This is a genomic window from Xanthomonas sp. WCS2018Noco2-27 (genome assembly GCF_031843525.1).
Lineage (GTDB): Bacteria > Pseudomonadota > Gammaproteobacteria > Xanthomonadales > Xanthomonadaceae > Xanthomonas.
In genome coordinates, this window is sequence record NZ_JAVTIK010000005.1 from 51,888 (window position 1) to 68,053 (window position 16,166).

Genomic DNA, 16,166 nt, shown 5'->3' on the forward strand with positions numbered 1-16,166 from the left:
GCCCTCGCGGCCGGCACCTAGGACTGAACGATGGCAACCACGCTCAACCCCTCCGAAATCAGCGACCTGATCAAGACCCGCATCGAGACGGTCAAGCTGTCCGCGGAGTCGCGCAACGAAGGCTCCGTGACCAGCGTGTCCGACGGCATCGTGCGCATCTTCGGCCTGGCCGACGTGATGCAGGGCGAAATGATCGAACTGCCCAACAACACCTTCGCCCTGGCGTTGAACCTGGAGCGCGATTCGGTCGGCGCCGTGGTGTTGGGCGATTATGAAAACCTGCGCGAAGGCGACGTGGCCAAGACCACCGGTCGCATCCTGGAAGTGCCGGTGGGTCCGGAGCTGCTGGGTCGCGTGGTCAATGCACTGGGCGAGCCGATCGACGGCAAGGGCCCGCTGGGTGCCACCCAGACCGCACCGGTCGAGCGCGTTGCGCCGGGCGTGATCTGGCGTAAGTCGGTCGACCAGCCGGTGCAGACCGGTTACAAGTCGGTCGATGCGATGATCCCGATCGGCCGCGGTCAGCGCGAGCTGGTCATCGGCGACCGTCAGACCGGCAAGACCGCGCTGGCGATCGATGCGGTGATCAACCAGAAGGGCACCGGCATCAAGTGCGTGTACGTGGCGATCGGCCAGAAGGCCTCGACCGTTGCCAACATCGTGCGCAAGCTCGAAGAAAACGGCGCGCTGGCGCACACCGTGGTGGTGGCTGCGACCGCGTCCGAATCGGCCGCAATGCAGTACATCAGCCCGTATGCCGGCTGCACCATGGGCGAGTACTTCATGGACCGCGGCGAAGACGCGCTGATCGTGTACGACGATCTGTCCAAGCAGGCCGTGGCTTACCGTCAGATCTCGCTGCTGCTCAAGCGTCCGCCGGGCCGCGAAGCCTATCCGGGCGACGTGTTCTATCTGCACTCCCGTCTGCTGGAGCGCGCAGCGCGCGTGTCCGAGGAATATGTGGAGAAGTTCACCAACGGTGCGGTGACCGGCAAGACCGGCTCGCTGACGGCGCTTCCAATCATCGAAACGCAGGCCGGCGACGTGTCCGCGTTCGTGCCGACCAACGTGATCTCGATCACCGACGGCCAGATCTTCCTGGAAACCGACTTGTTCAACGCCGGTATTCGTCCGGCCGTGAACGCCGGTATCTCGGTGTCGCGCGTCGGTGGTGCAGCCCAGACCAAGATCATCAAGAAGCTGTCCGGCGGCATTCGTATCTCGCTGGCGCAGTACCGTGAGCTGGCGGCGTTCGCGCAGTTCGCCTCGGACCTGGACGAAGCCACCCGCAAGCAGCTTGAGCGCGGTCAGCGCGTCACCGAGCTGATGAAGCAGAAGCAGTACGCACCGATGTCCATCGCCAACCAGGCGCTGTCGATCTATGCCGTCAACGAGGGTTACCTCGATGAAGTGCCGGTCAACAAGCTGCTGGCGTTCGAAGAAGGCCTGCACGCGCACTTCGCCAACACCCAGGGCGAGTTGATCTCCAAGATCAACAGCACCGGCGGTTGGGACAACGACATCGAAGCCGCGTTCAAGAAGGGCATCGCAGAGTTCAAGACCACCGGCACCTGGTAAGGCGCCGGGATTCGGGATTGGGCATTCGGGGTTTGTAGGAGCGGTGGTTCGGGGCGTTGGCCCATGTCGAATCACCGCTGCCGAATCCCAGATTTAGGAATTAGAGAGTCGTGAAGTGGGACGCGGGAGGCTCTGGCCATTCCCGATTCCCGATTCCCGATTCTCACGAGCGGAGCGAGCAATGGCAGGCGGACGCGAAATCAAAACCAAGATCAAGAGCGTGCAGAACACCCGCAAGGTGACGCGCGCGCTCGAAATGGTCTCGGCCTCCAAGATCCGCAAGGCGCAGGAGCGCATGAAGACCTCGCGTCCGTATGCGCAGGCGATGAAGCAGGTGATCGGGCATCTGGCGCAGGCCAGCACCGATTTTCAGCATCCGTTTCTGGTCGAGCGTGAGCAGGTCAAGCGGGTCGGTTACATCGTGATCTCTTCCGACCGCGGCCTGGCCGGCGGTCTGAACAACAACCTGTTCCGCAAGATGCTGGGCGAAGTGCGCCCGTGGCAGGACAAGGGCGCCGAGATCGACGTGGTGACCATCGGTCAGAAGGCGTCGGCGTTCTTCCGTCGCATCAAGGTCAACATGGTCGGCAGCGTGACCCATCTGGGCGACAGCCCGCAGGTCGAGCAGCTGATCGGTGTGATCAAGGTGATGATCGATGCCTTCATCGACGGCAAGGTCGACCGCGTGTATCTGGTCTACAACCGCTTCGTGAACACCATGACGCAGAAGGCCAGCTTCGATCAGCTGCTGCCGCTGCCGGCCGCCGAGCACAAGGTGGCGCATCACGATTGGGACTACCTGTACGAACCCGATGCGGCGACCGTGCTGGAGCACGTGATGACGCGCTACATCGAGTCGCTGGTGTACCAGGCCGTGCTGGAAAACGTCGCGTCAGAACATGCCGCGCGCATGGTGGCGATGAAGGCCGCCAGCGACAACGCCAACAAGATGATCGGCACCTTGCAACTGATCTACAACAAGGCACGTCAGGCGGCGATCACCCAGGAAATTTCGGAAATCGTCAGCGGCGCGGCCGCTGTCTAGCCGGGAATGGAGAATCGTGAAACGGGAATAGGCAAGGCTTCGGTGCTCTTGATCTTCCCATTCCCCATTCTCGATTTCCCATTCCCGACACAAGAATCGAACAGACATTAGTGGAGTTATCCAAATGAGTCAGGGCAAGATCGTTCAGATCATCGGCGCGGTCGTCGACGTCGAGTTCCAGCGCAACGAAGTACCGAAGGTCTATCACGCGCTGAAGGTCGAAGGCACCGCCATCACCCTGGAAGTGCAGCAGCAGCTCGGCGACGGCGTCGTGCGCACCATTGCGCTCGGCTCCACCGACGGCTTGAAGCGCAACCTGCTGGCGACCAACACCGAGCGCGCTATTTCGGTACCGGTCGGCGCCGGTACGCTGGGCCGCATCATGGACGTGCTGGGTCGTCCGATCGACGAAGCCGGCGACGTGCAGGCAGCGGACCATTGGGAAATCCACCGCGCCGCACCGTCGTACGAAGACCAGTCGTCTAGCACCGAGTTGCTGGAAACCGGCATCAAGGTCATCGACCTGATGTGCCCGTTCGCCAAGGGCGGCAAGGTCGGCCTGTTCGGCGGCGCCGGCGTCGGCAAGACCGTCAACATGATGGAACTGATCAACAACATCGCCAAGGCGCACTCGGGTCTGTCCGTGTTTGCCGGCGTGGGCGAGCGTACCCGCGAGGGCAACGACTTCTACCACGAGATGAAAGATTCCAACGTTCTGGACAAGGTCGCGATGGTGTACGGCCAGATGAACGAGCCGCCGGGCAACCGTCTGCGCGTGGCGCTGACCGGCCTGACCATGGCTGAGTACTTCCGCGACGAGAAGGACGAGAACGGCAAGGGCAAGGACGTGCTGTTGTTCGTCGACAACATCTACCGCTACACGCTGGCCGGTACCGAAGTGTCGGCGCTGCTCGGCCGTATGCCGTCGGCGGTGGGTTACCAGCCGACCCTGGCCGAAGAAATGGGCGTGTTGCAGGAGCGCATCACCTCGACCAAGAGCGGTTCGATCACCTCGATCCAGGCCGTGTACGTGCCTGCGGACGACCTGACCGACCCGTCGCCGGCGACCACCTTCGCCCACTTGGATTCCACCGTTACGCTGAGCCGTAACATCGCTTCGCTGGGCATCTACCCGGCCGTGGATCCGCTGGATTCCACCAGCCGTCAGATGGATCCGCTGGTGATCGGCAACGAGCATTACGACACCGCCCAGCGCGTCCAGCAGACCTTGCAGAAGTACAAGGAACTGAAGGACATCATCGCGATCCTGGGCATGGACGAGCTGAGCGAAGAAGACAAGCAGTCGGTGTCGCGCGCACGCAAGATCGAGCGTTTCTTCAGCCAGCCGTTCCACGTGGCCGAAGTGTTCACCGGCTCGCCGGGCAAGTACGTGTCGCTGAAGGACACCATCCGCGGCTTCAAGGCGATCTGCGATGGCGAATACGACCACCTGCCGGAGCAGGCGTTCTACATGGTCGGCAACATCGAAGAAGCCGTCGAGAAAGCCAACAAGATGAGCTCCAAGGCCTGATTGATCCCAGCCGCTATGCGGCTGGAATCGGGAATCGGGAATCGGGAATCGTAAAGGCGGGTGATAGGTGAGTTGGAAGTCACGGGAAGCTGGAAATGCGTGCAGTCAGCCGCTCTTCCGATTCCCGATTCCCGATTCCCGATTCCCCGCCTCACTACAGTGAGGCACCATGAGCACTATTCGTTGCGACATCGTCAGCGCCGAGAAGGAAATCTTCCACGGTGAGGCGACGCTGGTCGTGGCCACCGGCGAACTGGGCGAGCTGGGCATTGCGCCCAAGCACGCGCCGCTGATCACCCGCCTGAAGCCGGGCAAGGTGGTGGTCACCACCGCCAGCGGCGAACAGCTGGATTTCGCCATCTCCGGCGGCATCCTGGAAGTGCAGCCGCAGGTGGTGACCGTGCTGGTCGACACCGCGATACGGGCCCAGGATATCGACGAGGCTGCGGTCCGCAAGGTCAAGGAAGAAGCCGAGCGTTTGCTGGCCAACCGTGGCGACACGGTGGACGTGGCCCAGGCGCAGCGTCAGCTGGCCGAGGCGACGGTGCAGTTGCAGGCACTGGAGCGGTTGCGCCGCACCCTCAAGCACTGATCGATTGCCTGCCCCATTGTCTGTAGGCAAGCGACATGCTCCAGCTGTAATGCCGCAGGCAGATGTGGATTGGAAACGCCGACCTTCGTGTCGGCGTTTTCGTTTTGGGAGATGCGCCTGCGTGGCACAAGGCCGCGTGTTGTGGACAGCGCGCACACTGCGTGGCTGGTTGCCATGCAGCGCTTCGCTGCGCCATGGCATGGTCACCACCGACATTGAGGACACCCCATGACCCGCTCGATCAATGGCTTACGCGGTTATGCACTGACGTGCGCGCTTGCGGTTGCACTGCTGGGTTGCGCGCTTCCGGTACGCAGCCAGCCGCCGCTGGATCCGCTGCTGGATCGCATCGTGCAACGCAATGCGATCGGCGATGCGGTGGCGCTGAGCAAGTGGGATAGCGGCAAGCCGGTGCTGGACCAGGCGCGCGAAGCGGCGGTGCTGCAGAGCGTGCGCGATCAGGCGCCGGCGCACGGACTGGATGCCGACGACGCGGCGCGCTTCTTTGCGGCGCAGATCGAGGCCAATAAATCGGTGCAGTACGCGCTGTTGAACCATTGGCATGAACGTGGACGGGCACCGGACACCGCCCGTCCGGATCTGGCCGCACTGCGCGCGCGTCTGGACCAGCTGCAGGGCGAGTTGCTCGATGCGCTGGCCGATGCCGCAGCGGCGCGCTCGGCGGCGCAATGCTCGGCCAGCACGGCACATGCGGCGGCACATTACGCTGGGCAATGGCAGCTGGATGCCTTGCATCGCGCGGCACTGGTGCGTGGCCTGGGCGACTTTTGCCAGCAGGCACCCGCCAAGAGCTAGTGCGGTGTGGTCGGCACACGGCGCGGTGGCTCAACGCGACTGCCGTGATGATGTTTCAGCAAGGTCGACGCAGTTCCATACGAACCAAGCCGCCGCAGGGCCCCGCGCGGCTTCCACCTCGATCGCAATCCGCCTGTAAACGCAATCGAGGTGATGAAGCCGGCAGCGGTGCAATGTGCACCGCTTGCTGGCTGCCGTTTTCCTGCAACAGATGGGGTGTGCTGTCGCCGTGGTGCGCAAAGGCGGTGCGTTCGCAGATGCCGCTCTTAAGCCTCGTCAGCGTGTGGACAGCGCACGCTTGGCGGACGCCTGCAGTGCGCGCGTTGCTGAGTGACTTAAGCGGGAAACAGTCGGCTGCCTTGGTTCAACGACGCGCGCTCCAGCCTCGGTCGCCCGCGTGCATTCAGCGATACACCACATGCCGGCCGAGAAAGAACGACACGATCGCCAGCCCGCCTTCGACCAGTGGCTTGGCCAGCCAGGCTTGGCGCAGGCCGACCAGATCCACCGTCGCCGACAGTAGCCAGGTGCTGATCAGCGTCAACGCCAGCCACATCACCGCAAAGCGGCGAAAGCGCTGCCAGCCCAGCCGCGCGCCGCCTGGCTGGGCGAAGGTGTAGCGGCCGTTGAGCCAGAACCCCAGCACCGCGCCGCTGATGCGCCCGAGCAGATTGGCCGGCACCGTCGGCATGCCGGCGGCGGTGGCGGCGATGAAGATGCCGCAATCCACAGCCAATTGCAGGCCGCCAATCAGGGTGAACTGACTGCCTTGGCGAAACAGGCTCATGCGTGCCGGGGACGAAGAAAGGGCGCCCATCCTAGCCGCCGCAGTGCTAAAAAAGTTGTCATTGCGTGTTTAAGAGCAGCCAACAAAACAACTGTGCTCACCGCCAGGCGGGCGCGGCCGGTGCTCGGTGCGGCATGTACCACTTATACACTCCGGTTCCTCCGCGCCGCCCGCACCCACCTGACGACTGCTCGCTACGTCTTGTTAGTCGCTTTAAGACATCGATCGAGCACGCGGTTTTGCATGGCTGCGACTAGAATTTAGCCCATCTCCCGCCTTTGGAATTTTTGATGACCCTGCCCCTGCACGTCGTGATCCTGGCTGCGGGCGAGGGCAAGCGCATGCGCTCGTCCCTGCCCAAGGTGCTGCAGCCGCTGGCGGGCCAGCCGATGTTGGCGCATGTCATCGCCACCGCACGGCAACTGCAGCCGGCCGCGATCCATATCGTCTACGGGCATGGCGGCGATCAGGTGCGTGCCGCATTTGCCGGGCAGTCAGATCTGCAGTGGGCCGAGCAACAGCAGCAGCTGGGCACCGGCCACGCGGTACAGCAGGCGATGGATGCGATTCCTGATGCGGCCACCGTGCTGGTGCTGTACGGCGATGTGCCGCTGATCCAGAGCGAGAGCCTGCTGCAGTTGTTGCATGCGCCCGGCCGGATGGCGGTGCTGGTCGCCGAGCTTGCCAACCCCACCGGCTATGGACGAATCCTGCGCGATGCCGAAGGCAAGGTGGCGGCGATCGTCGAGCAGAAGGACGCCAACGACGAACAGCGACGCATCCGCACCATCAATACCGGCATCCTTACCGCCGAATCCACTGCACTGCGGCGTTGGCTGGGTGGCTTGTCCAACAACAATGCGCAGGGCGAGTTCTATCTCACCGACGTGTTTGCCAGCGCCGCCGGCGACTTCACCCCGGCCGACATGGTGCATGTGGGCGACCCACAGGATGTGGAAGGTGCCAACGACCCCTGGCAACTCGCTCAGCTCGAACGCGCCTGGCAGCTGCGTGCGGCGCGTGCGCTATGCCTGCAGGGCGTGCGCATGGCCGACCCGGCGCGCGTGGAGCAGCGCGGCACGGTGCAGGTAGGGCGCGATGTGCAACTGGACATCGATGTGATTCTGGAAGGCGATGTGACGCTGGGCGATGACGTGGTGATCGGCCCGTTCGTACGGCTGCGCGATGTGACGCTGGGTGCCGGCACGCAGGTACGTGCGCACTGCGATCTGGAAGGCGTGGTGACCGAGGGTGCGGTGATGATCGGCCCGTTCGCGCGGTTGCGTCCGGGCACGCTGTTGGCCGATGGCGTGCATATCGGCAACTTCGTCGAGACCAAGAAGGTCACGATGGGGGTGGGCAGCAAGGCCAACCACCTCACTTACCTGGGCGATGCAACGATCGGCAGCAAGGTCAATATCGGCGCCGGCACCATCACCTGCAACTACGATGGCGTGAACAAGTCGCAGACCACCATCGGCGATAACGCGTTCGTCGGCTCCAACAGCGCGTTGGTGGCGCCGATCGAGATCGGAGCCAATGCCACCATCGGTGCGGGCTCGGTGATCACGCGCGACGCGCCGGCCGGCCAGCTCAGCGTTGCGCGCCCGCGTCAGACCGTGATCGAAGGCTGGGAGCGGCCGACCAAGAAGTAGCATGGAGTGCTATCGCGGTGCGGACGTATGAGGCAGCAGTTGTCCTCTGCTGCGACGGTGGACTGCGTTGCAGGTCATGACGGAAGGTGCACGATGCAGCTACGACCAGACACGCTGTTGATCCTGCTACATGGCGCAGCTGATCGAACGACGGCGCAGCCGCCAGGCGGGCGTGGCGGTTGCTCGGACGCGGCATGGACCAATCGCAGATTGCCGTTCGCCGGCCACACCCGTCTGACGATTGCTCGCTACGTGTTGTTGGCCGCTCTTAGCGTGCTGATGCTGCAGCCGGCCACTGCAGCGGCGTCGAGCTATCGGCTGTATCTGGCGCCCGATGGCAACGATGCGGCGGCAGGCACCGAGCCTTCGACCGCATTGCGCAGTCTCGGTGCTGCGCAGCAACGCCTGGTCGAGCGACGGCCGGCAGCGGCGGTGGAGGTGGTGATCGCCTCGGGCACCTATCTTCAGCAGTCGGTGCAATGGACCTTTGCCAACGGCGCGCCCATCCGTTTTATCGCCGCTCCCGGCGCTACCACGCCGCCGCTCTTCGACGGATGCGGCGGCGCGACCTGGTTCGCCTTGAAAGGCGGTCGAAATGTACCGACGCGCCTGACCTTCGATGGGTTGAAGGTCAGCAATTACTGGATGGCGCTGGATCTGGGCAGCAGCAAGACCGATGAAGACGGTAATGGTGGCAACACGATCCGCAACATGCAGTTCGCACGGATCGGTGGGCGCTACGGCCGCAGTGACGAGGCCGCATATTCGTTTGCGGCGATCCGCCTGCAGCAGTCGCGCGACAACCGCATCGAACACAATCGCTTTGAGTCGATCGAAAACGATACCGACACTTCGGGCTTCATCCACGCGCTGTATCTGGCGCGGCACTCGTCTGGTAACCGGATCGAGGGCAATACGTTTGTGGACGTCAACGGCGACGCAATACGCACGCGCGATGCGTCCGACCAGACCTATGTCGGCGGTAACCACTTTCTCAGGGCCGGCAAATACGCCGCGTTTTCCGACTGGTTCAAAGCCGATGGCGAGTGTCCCTCGCAGGGCGGTGAGTTTGTCGGCAATACCGTGGGCATCGGTTACTACCGTGCCATCGATGCGACACGTACCACCGGTGCAGATGATGCATGTGGCGCGCTTAAACGGCCGCGCATTGCAGAGCGTGGCACGCTGAAATCCGGTTGATGGCGCTGCACTCATAAAGCGATTGCGCGCGTGTGTTTCAGTCACTGTCTGTGCGGCGGGAGTGGTCCTGCCAGCCCGGCAATCGATCAGGGAGCCGCGTCAGCTCACGCGTTCGAGCGGGCCACGGTGCCGCGAGTGGATGCCTACGCAGCCGATGCCGAGGGCAGCAACAAGGTCACACACAGGCCGCCATGCTCGCGGTTGTGCAGCGAAATACGCCCGCCATGCGCTTCGGCAATCTCGCGGGTGAGCGCAAGCCCCAGCCCGGTTCCATTGCGTTTGGTCGAATAGAACGGCATCAGGGCATTGTGCAAGACCGCTTCATTCATGCCATTGCCGCGGTCGAGCACTTCGATCCGCAGCCACTGCGATACGCGTGTCACGCGCACCGCAACGTCGCTATTGGGCGGCTGCGCTTCGCTGCAGGCCTCATGTGCGTTCTTGAGCAGATTGAGCATGGCCTGTTCGATCTGCGCTGCATCGATACGGCTGCTGACATCGCTAAGGTCGCCTTGCACCTGGAACGGAATCTGCTGTTGCAGGCGTTCCAGAAATGGCGCCCAGGCGATGGTCTGCAATTGCGGCTGCGGCAGTTTGGCAAAGCGCGCATAGCCGCGAATAAAGCCTTCCAGATGACGCGCGCGTTCTTCGATGGTTTCGAAAACCGTGCCCAGGCGGTCGGTGCGCTCGCGCCGCAACAGCTCGGCGCCGGAATGCGCCAGCGAGGCGATCGGTGCGAGCGAGTTGTTCAATTCGTGGCTGATCACGCGGATGACCTTCTTCCAGGTCTGCACTTCCTGCCGACGCAATTCGGTGGTCAGGGTGCGGATCAGCAGTAACTCGTGGCCGCGGCCATTGAGGTGGAAGCTGCGCCGCGAGAGGTGGTAGATCTGCTCGTCGTCCTCGTCATCGCCGTCCTCGCGCACGGCGAACAGGCAGTCGCCGCCGCGTGCCAATGCGTCGCGTAGCTCGCCAGGCATGCGTTCGAGCACGTCGTCCAGATGCTGGCCTTCGAGCTTGCGTCCCCCGTAAAGCAGTTTGCGCGCGGCGTTGTTGGAAAATCCGATGCGGCGCAGCCCATCGCCGCCGGCCACCACCAGCAGCATCGCGACAGGGGTGTTCTGCAGCATGGTGTCGAGCATCAATTCGCGCTGCACCAGATCGCGCCGTTGCGCGCGCAGCACGTCGCCGAGTTCGGCATGTGCCTGCACCAACTGCGCCAGTTCGTCGGTGCCGCGCCAATGCACGCCGAAGTTGTATTCGCCATCGCGGTAGCTGCTGGTGGTGCCGGCCAGTGCGCGGAACAGCGAGCGCATCGGTGCGGTAGCGCGGTTGAGGCTGAACCACATTGCGGCCAGCAAAACGACGACCGAAATCGCAGTCACCTGCCAGCCGCGATCCAGCCAGTACGCCATGAACCACGGCAGCGCGGCCGCCAGTGCCAGCACCGGCAACAGCCGTAAAAACAGGGCGAACGTGAAGGAGCGATGCCGCATGCGGAGATTCATTCCGGTTTGATGCCGTAACGGTCCATGCGCCGGTACAGCGCCTGCCGGCTCAACCCCAATTCGGCGGCGGCCTGCGCGATCACGCCTTGCGCGCGTGCCAACGCCTGTTCGATGCGCGCGCGATCGGGCTCGCCGGCGACTGCCGCTACCGGCCGCGCCGCGACGGCGCGTGGCAGGTTCAGATCGCTGGCTTCGATGCGTGCACCTTGCGCGAGCAGCGACGCACGTTGCAGCACGTTGCGCAGCTCGCGCACATTGCCCGGCCAGGCGTGCCGTTGCAGCGCATCGCGCGCCTGTGCAGACAACGGCTTGCCGCCCGCCAGGAAATACTCGGCCAATGGCGCGATGTCGCCCGGACGTTCGGCCAGTGCGGGCAGCGCGATCTCCACGGTGTTGAGGCGGTAGTACAGATCCTCGCGGAAGCTGCCATCGCGGATCATCGACGGCAGGTCGGCATTGGTGGCGCTGATCACGCGCACCTTGGCATGCCGCTCGCGATTGGAACCCAGTCGCTCATAGCGCCCGGTTTCCAGCACGCGCAGCAGCTTCATCTGGCCCGCCAGCGGCAGGTTGCCGATTTCGTCCAGGAACAGCGTGCCGCCATCGGCCGCTTCGAATTTGCCTTCGCGCGCCTTGTTGGCACCGGTGTAGGCGCCGGCGTCGGCACCGAACAATTCCGCCTCGATCAAGTCGCCCGGCAGAGCGCCGCAATTGAGCGCGATGAAGGGGCCATGTTTGGTCGCCGAGTTGGCCTGGATGATCTCGGCGATCTTTTCCTTGCCGCTGCCGTTGGGGCCGGTGATCAGCACCGGCAGCTCCGAGCGTGCGACCTGACAGGCGAGCGCGATGGCCCGCTCGCTGGCGGGGTCGGCGAAGACCGCGCCGCGCAGATCGTAGCGCAGGGTCAGTTGCTCACGGCCGCGGTGCTCGCGTTCGCGGCGGTGCGCGAGTTCGCGGCGCGCCTCGGAGAGTTCGAGCAGATTGTTGACCGTGGTCAGCAGCTTGGTGTCGTCCCACGGTTTGGCGATGTAGTCGGCGGCGCCGGCCTTGACCAGGCCCACCGCGCTGCCCAGATGGGTCCAGGCGGTGAGCAGGATCACCGGCAGATCCGGATGACGCTGGCGGATCTGGGTAAACAGCGCCTCGCCTTCTTCACCGGAGGTGGTGTCGGCGGTGAAGTTCATGTCCTGGATCACCAGGTCGAACGCCTGCTCGTCCAGCAGGGCCAATCCGGCCTGCGGCGATGACGCATGCCGCGCTTCGATGTCGTGCAAGGAAAACAGCACCTCCAGCGCGGTGGCCACGGCGGTGTTGTCGTCGATGATCAGGATATGCGGCATTGCGCGCTCGAAAGGCGAAAGGTGTTGGGGAAGTACTTGCTACAGCATACGGCGCCAGCCGGCGTCGCCGCACACCGCGTGCCGCAAGCCGATGGCGATGGCAACGGACGTTGCGACGGGGCAGTGCGCCGGTCTAGTTGGCGCTGGACGTGCGACAGGCGCGCGCGCGCGCGGGCCCCGGCTGCAAGCGACGGCTACCGCAGCGCTTGTGGTGGTGCCGGTGGCGCGGGCGGCAATGGCGGCAGCAACGATGCATACATCTGCGCGGTCCAGGTCAGACTCAAGGGCGCCTGCCCGCGTGCCACCTGGACCTGCACTGGACGGCCGGCGGCAGCGCGTAATGCGTGCAGCAGTTCTTCCACGGTGGCGATGCCGCGGCCATCGGCTGCGCGCAGGGTATCGCCCTTGCGCAGCTGCAGTACCAGCGTATCGCTGGCCTGCGTGACCAGCAGACCGGCGGCTGTGGCGGTCAGTGCCAGCGTTTGTGCGTTGTGTTGCCAGCGCAGCTGATGATCGTCGATACGCAGCGCGGTGCGCTCAGTCACTTCGCTACGCGTCTGCGTTGTGGGGTGCACGGAGGCGCCACTGCCGGCATGCAGCGTGCCGCTCATCGCAGCGATGGCGAGTACAGCGGCGACGATATGGGGATGGACGATCGGACGCATAGGGAGAGAGTCCTTGGGAGGTGAGTATCGCGGTTTGTCGGCATGCGCAGCTGACCAGCGGCCGGCATCGCCGGGCGCCAGGGTGTGGTGATGGGCTTGAGGCAGCGTCCCATGGTGTGCTCAGGCGCTGCGCGTCGCGACTGCCGGCGGCACCAACGCCGCGCGACGTGCGGGCCAGAACACGGCAATCTGGCCCAGCATCCACAGCGTGAGCGCGCCGATCGGCAGGTAGATCAACGGCAGGCGCGGCAATTCGTAGCGCGCCATCAACCACAGGTTGATCGAGTAAGCCATCAACATGCCGAGCACGATCCCGACCGAGGCCAACAGAAAATTCTCGATCTGGAAGTAGCGCAGGATCTGCCCGCGCGTGGCACCGAGTGCACGGCGAATGCCGATCTGCTTGGTGCGCTGTTGCACCCAGAAACTGGCAAGACCGACGATGCCCAGTGCGGTGACGATCAGCAGGGCGATGCTCATGGTGACGAGCAGCCAGGACATCGAACGATCCTGGCGATAGAAGTCGCGACGCATCTCTTCCAGCGTCTTCTTCTCCTCGATGATGCGACTGTTGCTGTTCTTCTCCAGGATCGCGACCGCTTGACGCAGTACCTCCTGACGTCGATCCGGATCGGTCCTCAGCAGGTAACGATGCCCATCGTTGTAGGAAATTTTGACTGGGGATAGCATCGAGTCGTCATAGGAAGCCTCTCCACCATAGTCGTTGACACGCGCGAAGTGCTCCACGATGCCGACGATCTTGCTAGGTGTGTCTTCGGTATAGATCGACTTACCCAATGCCGATTGCCCGGGAAACAATTTTTCCGCTGCGCTCTTGGTAATGATGACGCTGGGAATCGTGGCCTTCTCGTCATTGTTCCAGCTGAATTCTCCTTCGGTGAAACGCCGCCCCTGCACCAGCCGCAGGCCGAGCGTATCGAGCGTCTGGGAATCGCCATGGTAGGTATTGAGGTCAACGGTCGGGACCCGTTGATCTGCGGTCAGCTTGATACCGGTGACCCACATGCTATCGCCGAACGGGACCTGGCTGACCGAGGAGGCGAACTTCACCCCTGGAATAGCGCGCAGCGCAGCCAGGTCGGTTTCGGTCAATGCATTGGCGTTTTGATCTTCCCCGATGCCAGCGATGCTGATGCTGACGATTTCGTTTTCGGCCAGGCCGCTGGGGCGCTGTATGCGCTCTATCCGGTTGCCGATGAGGAACAGCGCGTTGGAAATGATGGCGCAGCTCAGTGCTATCTCAAGCACGATCAATGCGGCAGCCGTCTTGTGCCGTTGCAGCGTGGATAGGATGGGGCGGATTTCCATGAGCGTGTCCTTTCTGGTTGCTGGCTGCGGCCGACGCGACGAAGGTCGTATCGGCCGACAAGGCATCACTGAGACTTGAGTTGAATGGCAGGAGCGACTTGGCAGGCACGCCATGCCGGCAGCATTCCAGCCAGGATGCTGGCGAGTAGCGCCATCACAAAGGTGCTCAGCAGCATGGCTGGATCCAGATGCGCGAGATCGGCATAGCTGCTGGGCTGTTGTCGTACGCCCCAGAGCCCCAGGCTGGCCAGGCCGAGACCCAGCAGGCCGCCGGTCAACCCGATCGTCCCGGCTTCCACCAGCGCTTGCGCAAAGATGCTGCGTTTGGTCGCGCCAAGCGCTCTGCGTACACCGATCTCCCCGCTGCGCCGCAAAAATTTGGCCAGCATCAAACCAATGGTGTTGACCAGGCAGACCAGCAGAAACCCGAATGCCAGCCAGGTCTGCAGGCGGACATCGCTGGGCACCACTTTCTTGAAGTCCAGCCATTCCATCAGGCTACGCAGCTCTACATTGTTGGGTCGCTCGAAGCGACCGGCACGCCGTTGCAGATCGGAATAATTTTCCAGGTACTGGCGATAGGCGACGGCTTTCTGTGGACTGTCCAGCTGTACCCAATACTGGACCCAGGCACAGGGCTCATTAATTCCTTTTTCTTCATTGCTGGACCCAGAGCTGTTACCCCAGCAGGAACGCGCGCCGGTCGTTGCGAACTTTTGCTCGACTGCTGTGCTGAAGGGAATGAAGATCTGTTCGATTTTGGAGTACCTGCCGGTGTTGATGTCGTAGAACTTCGGGGTAGGACGCCAGTCCTTGAGGACACCGACGACGCGCAACGCGTTGCGATTCACACGCACGGTTCGGCCCACGCTGTTTTCGCCGTGGAAGAGCTGCTTGTTCAGCGCCTCCGACAGAACTGCGACGCGTGCGCGGCTGCCATCATCGCTGGTCGACCAGGCGCCGCCATACAGAAAGGGCACGTCGAACATCGGGAAAAAGTCGGTCGAGGTATAGCGCGCATCGATCGAAAATGGGCGTAGTGATGCATTGTCGGGTTCCAAAGCCACCTTTCCGCCGCTCATCATCGCCTGATGATCTGCGCGCTTCTCGCGGAGCAAGGCTTCTGCGTCGAACCGTGTGAACTGCTCGAGTGCTTCTTTACTCCGGTGATCGCGCGAGCGCGCATCCAATTGCGGGATGAAAATCGTCTGGCTCTTGCCAGGCAACGGATCGCCGGATAGCACATAGAACACCGTCAAGGTGGTCATGCTGGCGCCGATGCCCAGTGCGATCGCCAGCACCATCAGCGCGGTGAGCACCTTATTGCGACGGAAGCTGCGCAGCGCGAGATTGAAGTAATAGCCGAACATGGGGGCGGTCCTTATTCGGCCAGGCTTGCAGTGGCGGTGGGCGCGCGCATCAGGCTGGGATTGCGTTCCAGGTCAGTGGCCTGGCCGTCGACGATGTGCACATTGCGCTGCGCGCGTGCGGCCAGTTCCGGGTCGTGGGTGACCATCACGATGGTGGTGCCCTGGCTGTTGATTTCTTCCAATAGCTCCATCACCCCGCGTGCCATCTGCGAGTCGAGGTTGCCGGTGGGTTCGTCGGCCAGCAGCAGGCGCGGGCTGCCGGCCAGCGCGCGTGCGATGGCGGCGCGCTGCTGCTGGCCGCCCGACAGTTCGGTGGGGTAATGCTTCAGGCGCGAACCCAACCCGACCTTGGTCAAGGCTTCTTCGATGCGCTGCTTACGCTCGGATGCGGGCATGCCGCGATAGCGCAGCGGCACGTCGACGTTGTCGAACAGGTTGAGGTCGGGGATCAGATTGAAGCCCTGGAAGATGAAACCGATCTTCTGATTGCGCAGCCGCGAACGCGCGTCGTCGGAGAGATGGCTGACGTCTTCGCCATCGAGCAGATACTGGCCGCTGGTAAAGGTTTCCAGCAGGCCCGCCAGGTTGAGGAAGGTGGTCTTGCCCGAGCCGGACGGCCCGGTCACCGCGACGAATTCGCCTTCGCGCACATGCAGGTCCAGCGAGCGCAGCGCGTGCGTTTCCACCTGTTCGGTGCGGAAGACCTTGGAGACCGCTTGCATCTTGAGCATTGCCGATTCCTTTGCGAAA

At 63.3% G+C, this 16,166-nt stretch carries 14 protein-coding genes and 2 other RNA genes; 9 read left to right on the top strand and 7 right to left on the bottom strand.

All coding sequences use genetic code 11. From position 1 onward, the window contains the following. Positions 1-30: 30 nt before the first annotated feature. The 5 genes from atpA (at position 31) to RQH86_RS10695 (ending at position 5,562) form a co-directional block, all read left to right on the top strand. On the top strand, positions 31-1,578 hold the full coding sequence (gene atpA, locus RQH86_RS10675; protein WP_055848002.1) for a F0F1 ATP synthase subunit alpha: 1,548 nt from the start codon (positions 31-33) through the stop codon (positions 1,576-1,578). A 181-nt stretch (positions 1,579-1,759) separates the two neighbouring features. Continuing rightward, positions 1,760-2,623, top strand: a complete 864-nt coding sequence (gene atpG, locus RQH86_RS10680) for a F0F1 ATP synthase subunit gamma (RefSeq protein WP_055848004.1) — start codon at positions 1,760-1,762, stop codon at positions 2,621-2,623. A 124-nt stretch (positions 2,624-2,747) separates the two neighbouring features. Continuing rightward, positions 2,748-4,154, top strand: a complete 1,407-nt coding sequence (gene atpD / locus RQH86_RS10685) for a F0F1 ATP synthase subunit beta (RefSeq protein WP_055848007.1) — start codon at positions 2,748-2,750, stop codon at positions 4,152-4,154. A 169-nt stretch (positions 4,155-4,323) separates the two neighbouring features. Next, positions 4,324-4,746 (top strand): F0F1 ATP synthase subunit epsilon, encoded by a 423-nt coding sequence (locus RQH86_RS10690; RefSeq protein ID WP_055848010.1) that lies wholly within the window; start codon positions 4,324-4,326, stop codon positions 4,744-4,746. A gap of 228 nt (positions 4,747-4,974) precedes the next feature. Beyond that, positions 4,975-5,562: a chorismate mutase gene (locus RQH86_RS10695; RefSeq protein WP_311238809.1), complete on the top strand. Its 588-nt coding sequence runs from the start codon at positions 4,975-4,977 to the stop codon at positions 5,560-5,562. A gap of 403 nt (positions 5,563-5,965) precedes the next feature. Here the strand turns inward: RQH86_RS10695 and RQH86_RS10700 are convergent, their stop codons facing one another. Beyond that, positions 5,966-6,349: a GtrA family protein gene (locus tag RQH86_RS10700; RefSeq protein ID WP_311238808.1), complete on the bottom strand. Its 384-nt coding sequence runs from the start codon at positions 6,347-6,349 to the stop codon at positions 5,966-5,968. Positions 6,350-6,483: 134 nt separating this feature from the next. On the opposite strand from RQH86_RS10700, the gene RQH86_RS10705 reads away from it, so the two are divergent. The 4 genes from RQH86_RS10705 (at position 6,484) to RQH86_RS10720 (ending at position 9,204) form a co-directional block, all read left to right on the top strand. Continuing rightward, positions 6,484-6,559, top strand: a non-coding RNA gene (locus RQH86_RS10705) — sX9 sRNA. A gap of 80 nt (positions 6,560-6,639) precedes the next feature. Further along, on the top strand, positions 6,640-8,004 hold the full coding sequence (glmU, locus tag RQH86_RS10710) for a bifunctional UDP-N-acetylglucosamine diphosphorylase/glucosamine-1-phosphate N-acetyltransferase GlmU (RefSeq protein WP_311238807.1): 1,365 nt from the start codon (positions 6,640-6,642) through the stop codon (positions 8,002-8,004). A gap of 194 nt (positions 8,005-8,198) precedes the next feature. After that, a non-coding RNA gene (locus RQH86_RS10715) (sX9 sRNA) lies at positions 8,199-8,268 on the top strand. Between the two features lie 15 nt (positions 8,269-8,283). Beyond that, positions 8,284-9,204 (top strand): right-handed parallel beta-helix repeat-containing protein, encoded by a 921-nt coding sequence (locus RQH86_RS10720; RefSeq protein WP_311238836.1) that lies wholly within the window; start codon positions 8,284-8,286, stop codon positions 9,202-9,204. Positions 9,205-9,347: 143 nt separating this feature from the next. Here RQH86_RS10720 and RQH86_RS10725 read toward each other — a convergent pair whose 3' ends face one another. From RQH86_RS10725 to RQH86_RS10750, 6 genes are all read right to left on the bottom strand, one after another. Then, on the bottom strand, positions 9,348-10,700 hold the full coding sequence (locus RQH86_RS10725) for a HAMP domain-containing sensor histidine kinase (RefSeq protein ID WP_055850242.1): 1,353 nt from the start codon (positions 10,698-10,700) through the stop codon (positions 9,348-9,350). A gap of 8 nt (positions 10,701-10,708) precedes the next feature. After that, positions 10,709-12,052: a sigma-54 dependent transcriptional regulator gene (locus tag RQH86_RS10730; protein ID WP_311238806.1), complete on the bottom strand. Its 1,344-nt coding sequence runs from the start codon at positions 12,050-12,052 to the stop codon at positions 10,709-10,711. A 194-nt stretch (positions 12,053-12,246) separates the two neighbouring features. Beyond that, entirely contained in the window at positions 12,247-12,717 is a 471-nt protein-coding gene (locus tag RQH86_RS10735) for a hypothetical protein (protein WP_311238805.1), read from the bottom strand. A 120-nt stretch (positions 12,718-12,837) separates the two neighbouring features. Then, positions 12,838-14,046, bottom strand: a complete 1,209-nt coding sequence (locus tag RQH86_RS10740) for an FtsX-like permease family protein (RefSeq protein WP_115562936.1) — start codon at positions 14,044-14,046, stop codon at positions 12,838-12,840. A gap of 65 nt (positions 14,047-14,111) precedes the next feature. Further along, positions 14,112-15,416 (bottom strand): ABC transporter permease, encoded by a 1,305-nt coding sequence (locus tag RQH86_RS10745; RefSeq protein WP_311238804.1) that lies wholly within the window; start codon positions 15,414-15,416, stop codon positions 14,112-14,114. Between the two features lie 11 nt (positions 15,417-15,427). Beyond that, entirely contained in the window at positions 15,428-16,147 is a 720-nt protein-coding gene (locus tag RQH86_RS10750; protein ID WP_115528958.1) for an ABC transporter ATP-binding protein, read from the bottom strand. Positions 16,148-16,166: the final 19 nt, after the last annotated feature.

Excerpts from the sequence above, each read along its gene's own strand:
- glmU (WP_311238807.1), top strand. The coding sequence starts at position 6,640 with ATGACCCTGCCCCTGCACGTCGTGATCCTGGCTGCGGGCGAGGGCAAG.
- RQH86_RS10690 (WP_055848010.1), top strand. The coding sequence starts at position 4,324 with ATGAGCACTATTCGTTGCGACATCGTCAGCGCCGAGAAGGAAATCTTC.
- RQH86_RS10725 (WP_055850242.1), bottom strand. The coding sequence starts at position 10,700 with ATGCGGCATCGCTCCTTCACGTTCGCCCTGTTTTTACGGCTGTTGCCG.
- atpD (WP_055848007.1), top strand. The coding sequence starts at position 2,748 with ATGAGTCAGGGCAAGATCGTTCAGATCATCGGCGCGGTCGTCGACGTC.
- RQH86_RS10735 (WP_311238805.1), bottom strand. The coding sequence starts at position 12,717 with ATGCGTCCGATCGTCCATCCCCATATCGTCGCCGCTGTACTCGCCATC.
- RQH86_RS10720 (WP_311238836.1), top strand. The coding sequence starts at position 8,284 with ATGCTGCAGCCGGCCACTGCAGCGGCGTCGAGCTATCGGCTGTATCTG.
- RQH86_RS10700 (WP_311238808.1), bottom strand. The coding sequence starts at position 6,349 with ATGAGCCTGTTTCGCCAAGGCAGTCAGTTCACCCTGATTGGCGGCCTG.
- RQH86_RS10730 (WP_311238806.1), bottom strand. The coding sequence starts at position 12,052 with ATGCCGCATATCCTGATCATCGACGACAACACCGCCGTGGCCACCGCG.
- RQH86_RS10740 (WP_115562936.1), bottom strand. The coding sequence starts at position 14,046 with ATGGAAATCCGCCCCATCCTATCCACGCTGCAACGGCACAAGACGGCT.
- atpA (WP_055848002.1), top strand. The coding sequence starts at position 31 with ATGGCAACCACGCTCAACCCCTCCGAAATCAGCGACCTGATCAAGACC.
- RQH86_RS10695 (WP_311238809.1), top strand. The coding sequence starts at position 4,975 with ATGACCCGCTCGATCAATGGCTTACGCGGTTATGCACTGACGTGCGCG.
- RQH86_RS10745 (WP_311238804.1), bottom strand. The coding sequence starts at position 15,416 with ATGTTCGGCTATTACTTCAATCTCGCGCTGCGCAGCTTCCGTCGCAAT.
- atpG (WP_055848004.1), top strand. The coding sequence starts at position 1,760 with ATGGCAGGCGGACGCGAAATCAAAACCAAGATCAAGAGCGTGCAGAAC.
- RQH86_RS10750 (WP_115528958.1), bottom strand. The coding sequence starts at position 16,147 with ATGCTCAAGATGCAAGCGGTCTCCAAGGTCTTCCGCACCGAACAGGTG.